Origin of the sequence: Bradyrhizobium altum (assembly GCF_020889705.1) — a bacterium.
Taxonomy (GTDB): Bacteria; Pseudomonadota; Alphaproteobacteria; order Rhizobiales; family Xanthobacteraceae; genus Bradyrhizobium; species Bradyrhizobium altum.
This window is the reverse complement of record NZ_JACMYP010000373.1, coordinates 1-6,698: the sequence shown is the minus strand read 5'-3', so window position 1 is coordinate 6,698 and position 6,698 is coordinate 1. Positions and strand designations below refer to the sequence as shown.

At 60.4% G+C, this 6,698-nt stretch carries 5 protein-coding genes and 2 pseudogenes; 3 read left to right on the top strand and 4 right to left on the bottom strand.

The window, feature by feature from the left end:
* The coding region (locus tag H8B02_RS43930) for a recombinase family protein (protein WP_229172005.1) at positions 1–793 on the bottom strand (793 nt) is incomplete at its 3' end.
* Positions 787–1,269 (bottom strand): DUF5372 family protein, encoded by a 483-nt coding sequence (locus H8B02_RS43925; protein ID WP_229172004.1) that lies wholly within the window; start codon positions 1,267–1,269, stop codon positions 787–789. The genes H8B02_RS43925 and H8B02_RS43930, both read right to left, overlap by 7 nt.
* 31 nt (positions 1,270–1,300) lie before the next feature.
* On the opposite strand from H8B02_RS43925, the pseudogene H8B02_RS43920 reads away from it, so the two are divergent.
* Together H8B02_RS43920 and H8B02_RS43915 are read left to right on the top strand one after the other, a co-directional pair.
* Positions 1,301–1,417 (top strand): annotated as a pseudogene (locus tag H8B02_RS43920) (ATP-binding protein); the annotation flags it as partial.
* A 257-nt stretch (positions 1,418–1,674) separates the two neighbouring features.
* A pseudogene (locus H8B02_RS43915) lies at positions 1,675–2,574 on the top strand (dipeptidase).
* A gap of 621 nt (positions 2,575–3,195) precedes the next feature.
* On the opposite strand, the gene H8B02_RS43910 reads toward H8B02_RS43915, so the two are convergent.
* Together H8B02_RS43910 and H8B02_RS43905 are read right to left on the bottom strand one after the other, a co-directional pair.
* Positions 3,196–4,590 (bottom strand): hypothetical protein, encoded by a 1,395-nt coding sequence (locus tag H8B02_RS43910; RefSeq protein ID WP_229172003.1) that lies wholly within the window; start codon positions 4,588–4,590, stop codon positions 3,196–3,198.
* A 508-nt stretch (positions 4,591–5,098) separates the two neighbouring features.
* Complete coding sequence (locus H8B02_RS43905) at positions 5,099–5,512, bottom strand: type III secretion system chaperone family protein (protein ID WP_229172002.1); 414 nt, start codon at positions 5,510–5,512, stop codon at positions 5,099–5,101.
* 538 nt (positions 5,513–6,050) lie between these two features.
* Here H8B02_RS43905 and H8B02_RS43900 point away from each other — a divergent pair.
* Complete coding sequence (locus H8B02_RS43900) at positions 6,051–6,545, top strand: isocitrate lyase/phosphoenolpyruvate mutase family protein (RefSeq protein WP_229172001.1); 495 nt, start codon at positions 6,051–6,053, stop codon at positions 6,543–6,545.
* The last annotated feature ends 153 nt before the right edge of the window (positions 6,546–6,698 follow it).

Below are 6,698 nucleotides of genomic sequence, written 5' to 3'. Positions count from 1 at the left end.
CGTACGCCCCAGCATAGGCCGGATTTTGAAGGATGCTAAGCACGCGTGCACTATCTGGCGCACGCCAGACGATCTCGTGTGGAGATGGTCCAAGCAGCGGTCGAACCGGCAAGGACAATCCGTTCCTGTCCAAGTAACGCATCACACGGCGAGCGCTTTGCAGTTCCTGGAATTTGGCGAACACGAGATGAAGACGGGCCTGCACCTCCTCATCGGGATTGAGAATAATTGTGCCCGCTCGATCGTAGGCGAGCCCGGCTGGTAGCGGCAGCCGCAGTTCGCCCCGCGCCGCCTTCTGGCGTTCCCCTTGGTGAAGGCGCATCCGAAGCTGATGCAACTCCGCCTCGCTCATGATGCCGGACAAGCCCAACAGCAGGCGGTCGTGGTAGGCGCGCGGATCGTAAAGCCGCTCGCCATCCGCAATGAGCACGCCGAACACCGAGCACAGTTCGAGAAGCTGATGCCAGTCCCGGTTATTGCGGGCCAAGCGAGAAGCGTCGAGGCTCACCACAAGACCGGCGTTGCCAAGGCCGATCTCGGCAATGAGCTTCTGGAAACCATGACGATCCACGCCGCCAGCACCGGATTTGCCGAGGTCCTCGTCAATGACCTGGACGCGCTCCGGCGGCCAGCCCAAACCGATGGCGCGATCGACGAGTCGGTACTGCAGCTCCGTGCTCTCCTGGTGCTGGCGCACCTGGTTCACTGATGACTGCCGCACGTAGACATAGGCCAACTTGGCTCGGTGCGCAGTCGTGAGCCGCTCGTCAGCGACGCTCAAGCTGATCAGCACGACCCAGTCCCCTTCCGGGCGTGCCGGGAACCGCTTGCATTCGCCGCAGCAGCGTGGCGATCGTTTGAGCAATCTGGGTTTGCGTCGCGGTCGACAGATTCGGCCACAGGCGCGGAATGTCGGCCGGACGGCCGGGTGGATTTGCCAACGTCGGCAGGGGTCGATACGCAACGCGACCTGGAAGCGGTCGGTGGGTCATCGCGAATCACCTTCTCGTCGAGAAGGCTCAGACTCGCGCTCAAATGTTGCATCAATGGGATCAGCGTACGTGCACTGATGCGCGGCAGATCGGCGGCGTTCGGGCGGGAAGTGATCGTCTCGGCAAGGTCCGTCGACGCGATCCGAACCGACCGCAGCCGGCCGTCCGGCAGCGCGACGACGACGTAGGCGGGACCGCGCCCCGACCGCTCCTTCATCACCTCAAGCCGGTGCCCAAACAGAAAATGATGCGGGTCAGTGATCGTGACGTGAGACACGACCCGCTCAAGAATAGGGGTACTCTGACGTGTTCGCGATCCCACGCTCGGCGACGCCATATTGGACCGCATCATTCACAACGCGCACCGCATCGAGCTCAAGGGCGATAGCCTGCGTCGTCGGGCCGACGATAGGACAAAAGCGTGACCACCGCGCACCCGATCGCCCCACCGGCCCACAGGTCCCTCCCGCGCGCGCCGCTGCGTCGCTCGTGGGGGCCACTCCGCGCCGCGCGCGGGGCCCTCCCATGGACCGCCGGAACGATCTCCAAATCCTCCCGCCCGTCTTGACCAGGAACACCATTTCCAGCACACATCAACACGTCAGTCGTGTTCGCCTCCGCAAGTGATCACCATCGTCTGGAAACCGTGATCACGATCGCCTGCAATCGCTGATCACCATCCCTGGAATACGCAGTCCACCCAGAGCAACGGGCCACGGATAACCGGCCCGTCGCCAAAACAGGCTACGAAGTCCGTCTGGCCGATGCGCTGGATGCGAGTTACGCCAGGCGCAAGACCAAAGAGATGCTTGACGCTCTGAAGTGCGTTGAGGCGCGTGCTGACGGCAAGATCTGTATCGCTACAAGTGTCGAAGAGATCAAAGCTGCCACCGACGCGGGATCGTTCGCCATTGTGCTGCACATGGAAGGCGGCGACGCCATCGATGCGGACCTGGTCGAACTGGCGAAGCTCTACCGTCGTGGTGTTCGCTCGCTCGGGCTTGTCTGGAGCCGCCCCAATATATTCGGCCACTGGGTGCCATTTGCATGGCCAAGCTCACCAGATACCGGTCCGGGACTGACGGACGCGGGACGCGATCTGGTGAAAGCATGCAATCGCCTGAGGATCATGATCGATGTGTCCCATCTAAATGAGAAGGGCTTCCGGGATGTGGCGCGGTTGAGCGACGCGCCGCTGGCAGCTACACATTCCTGCGCGCACGCAATATGCACTTCGACAAGAAACTTGACGGACAGACAGCTAGACGCGATCCGTGCGTCCGACGGGATCGCGGGCGTCAACTTCTAAGTGAGGTGCGTTCGCCCCGATGCGCAAGACAACGCCGATACGCCGCTTCACATGCTTGCGCACCATTTCCAGTATTTGGTTGATCGCATAGGCGTAGAAAGGGTAGCGATCGGATCAGATTTCGATGGTGCGACAATCCCTGCTGCGGTCAAAGATGCGAGCGGTCTCCAAAATGTGATTGCAGCGTTGCTCGCGATTGGTTTTGACGAAGAGTCGATACGGAAGATTGCTTTCGACAATTGGATGAGGGTATTTCAACTTACTTGGCTATGATAAGTCGGTGCGGCGGTTTTCTCAGCGGCTTGATCCGAGCGTTCCACTAGTTCGAATTCACCTCAAGTAGACGCGGAGAACGAAGGAATCGCTGAAGTGCACGATCAGGGCGCCTCAGTTAAGCGCCGGTCTTCAGGGTATTCTGAGACTGAGCCTCGAGGGGAGCAGGCGTATCGCGCTTCGGCGAAGGCTACGCTGCGCGTTGTGATACCGTCTGTTCACAGTACAGTGACTGCAGGCTAGCCGGGCTAGCTTTCGAAAAGCTGACCAGGCCCACCAACCCGATTTGAAGTTGCCCACGATTTCGGGATGACGACTCCTCTTCTGGCTCTCATAGGGGCGCCCATTTCGGTTTTGCGCGCAACGCCGACAGAGAGCCTCGCGATGCGCCATGTGCGCGATGTGATCAGGATGAAGCGGCCGAGCGGCCAAGTCGTGAGATTGCGCGGCGAGTCGGGGCAGCGCCCTCGACAGTACGGCGAACGATAGAAAATGATCTTTACCGAGAGATTCTTGCATCCTCTGCTAAGGGATCGGGCGATGCAGTTCTCTATCGCACAAGTCGCACGACTGCGATCCGTCTTTCTTTGCGAGCTTGCTTGTCCGTATGCGGAGGACGACTCACCAATGCGCGGCGCCCGCTGACCCAAGTGGGACCAGCTCAAGGCTAGGGGCGAGCATTATGTTGCCGCCTAGCGGATTGTCTATGGTCGGCGCCCCACTCCCCGGCTCCAGGTAGGCCGTGTAGATTTGACCGTGGATCCTCAACTTTGTGCTCTGAAGCGGCGACCTCGGGAGGTCGCCCTTTCTGTTCAGTGCGCCGATCAGGAAAGGCGGGGCCCGGTCGCGGCGGTGCTCCCAGCCCAAGTCGACAAGATGTCCGTACTCCCCCAAGGATCGATCCACGAAACTCGAGACAGCCTCGGCAGACGATGGCCCAGCCACGTCTGCCGACGGCACATTCAAATGCCCAGGCGGCGGGAGGAGTTCCGTAGCTTCTTGACGTAGTGTCGGAGAATCCGAACTGCTGCCAGCATTTGGCGTTCCCCCGGGCGGCGGTGCCTCGATATCACTGGGAGGAGTACTGTTGCCACCACCACGACTGGCGTGTTCGGCTTGCCAGGTCAGTTCGCGCAAATGCGTTCCCACAGCGAGCTCCGGCACATAATGACGTACTTCCCCAACCAGTTGCCGACCAACGGCACGTTGTGTCACCCGATCGATTGTATCAATGACGGTGGGTCTTGACGTCGCATGTCTCTCGCCAGAAGTCCCCTCGGCCAGACGACCACGCCAAATTTCGACGGGCCTATCGGGCTCGGCAAGACGAGCAGCTGCGGAAATGAAGGCAACGTCGACGGCCTCGGCCGCAGCGGAGATCGCCGGCCAGCGCAGATCGAAGCTCCTTCCCTGGTCGATATCACTCGATGCCCACGATTGTGCTGCCAAGTTGAGACTGTATTCCACGGTACCGGCCGCCCATCCTAGCTGGGTCAGCAGGGCATCGTGCGAAACAAGCTGGAAGACACGCGCCACGAAGTCCACGACTTCACGGGTGTAGCAATACGCTATGTTGGCGTTAGACCGAACCACGGCTTCGTAGGCATCGACCTTGCCGCTCGATGAGCTTCCAAGGTGCGAAAGAGCACCTATGCCGGTGTGCGCGGCGGCGCCGAAGGCTAGAAAGGCCGCCGCTACACTGGGCAGGAGGCGTATCATCTGGCCCGCGGGCACGTCAGGAGTTCCCGCCATCGCGAGGGCCGCAGATTGCGCCGACCGCTCACCGCGAAATCCCCTGAGATAAGCCTCTGGATTGCCGCTCGCCCGCCAAGTGTGCACACCCGCTCTTGTGCCCGCGATCAGTCCCATTACCACGTTGACCGCGGCATGTGCCGCCATTGCGCTATCGTTGACCTCGTGTGGACTTTGCGGATGACGGGAAAGCTTGCGCACCCCCGCCTCAACGACGCGACCAGCAAAGGTTTCGAGCGCACCCTGTGCTGCGTTTGCGGCCAACAGCGCGGTCGTCCAGCACCACCATCGGGCGCGGCCAGCAGCGGGAGCCTCTTGACGCTCCGTCCGTGCGTCCTCATCCAGTGGCAGCGATACGTTGTCCCGGAACTGTGGCTCTGCGTGCCCAGTCAGGTCCTGTTCGGCGTGCAAGTCTCCAGAGCGCGACGGCTCCGCAGCGACAATTTCACAGGCCATCGACAGTTGTTCGGATGTGATTTGGTGGGCTCGCCGCTGGTCATCGGTCAGCGTAGGCGGCCCGCTGGCGTTGCCGCGATCCCACACCCGCATAGGGCTTGGATCGCTTTTGCTCCGGCGCAGAGTCGTAGCCGCGGCTGTGCTGTCTGGCCCATTTGAAATGCCCTCCATCGCACAGCCCTCCGCCCCTCGCGCCAGCCCTTGGAATGCAGCGCAGTTACCTCGATCAGAAACTCGCATGGAGGGTAAATCGCTTGCGCACCGACGCTCAGAGCCTCAGCCGCCGCTGCGGAATCCGCCACATTTGAAATGCCCGTCATCGTGCAGCGCTCCGCCTGTCCCGCCAAGCTTTAGCCTGCAGAGCCAGCGCATCAAGCAACGGCGCGAACGATGGTGGGTCGATCTGCGCAAACTCGAACTTCTGACCCAAGACAAGGTGTTGACTCGCCGGATTGACGAAGAATAGCGGCGCACCAAGCAGGAAGTTCGCGAGGTTTCGGGATAATGCAAGTCCAACCAAGTCATGCTCGGACACCGTCGAAGGCAAGCCTGCGTCGAGCAGCACGGCGGCGATGTCGTGCTGGTCTCCGCACGGATGAACGAACGTGCAGATGATGTCGTGCACAACCAGCGTTCGATCCCGCGCGAAGTCACCAACGTCGTCTAGACCCATCGCATTAGAATAGTCGCCGAGCCACTGAGAGAACGTGCGTGCCATAACGATATCCATGGGCCGTCTGATTCACTTTAGCCGTTGTATGTCTCAGGCCTGTGACGTTCCAACTGCATCGCCATCACCGCTCCGTCGATAACCTGTGCAGCAGTGACACTGTCGGTGGGTGGGCCGGTGATGAAGGCCGATGTTTTCAATGCCAGCTCTTGGCCATGCGGGCGCGCGCGCCGCAGCGGCAGGTCATGCTGGTCGTTGTGCGCGGATGGAAATCTCTCCCGACGTGGTGCAACCGAAAACTCGGCGGCTCGCTTCCGTGAGGGGCCGCACGAATGTTGGTGTTTGTTATCCTCGGTTGAGCGAGCCAGTTGAAAGAATCACGTGACTGAAAATGGATGAAATCAATGTGGTGGCTATACAAAATCGGTGATGTCGGTATTGCGGCAACGTGAGGAGGTTCTGAAACTCCCTCACTCCAAACTCAGAACTTCCTTATTGGCGCTAGATTTGCAATCGCAATGCTGAGATGCGGCAATTTGCGTGCACTACCAACGTTGGTAGTTGATCTGGATCAAAGACACATGTCACTGACTGGTTGATGAACGTCGGATCAATCAAACGTCACCTGCAGGTGTTCGGCATGGAACATCAACCACAATCAGTCCTCGCCAGCGGCCCAGATCGACGCGCTAACTTGTCGCCTGCAGAAATGCTGCGCGCTCAAGTCTGCTCCAGCCATGACCTCTCTGTCCTCACGGAAGCGCAGGATACGCACTCCTGTTGTGCGACCGCCAAGCGCGCAGGTTTCAAAGGCTTCTGCGCGTCGGGCCGGTCACTTGCCTGCTCTCCCGGCTATCGCAACGCCGACGAAGCTTCATGGGGCCAACTCGTTGACGTGGTCGAGCGCATCGTAGAATCAACTGAACCGCCTGTGCTCGTTGTCGGCGATAGCGACTTCAGGCACTTCAACAAAGCGCCCATCTTGGCACGCAAGCTCCGTCAGCGTGGCTTTGCTGGCATCGGGCTCGGCCACAGCCGCATTCCGAAGATGAGCTCGGCTCTTGGCGAGTGCCATCCCGTCGCCGGACGCTGAATTCTCCGGGCAGCCACGGCAGTGAAGAATAGCGGTTATCACCGAACATGGGATCAATGATGATTCGGCAAGACTCCTAGAAACTATTCACGAGGGACCACCGTGGTGCCGTCGCGAGGTTGGTGGGAATTGAGGGTGGCGTAGTCTCCGGGG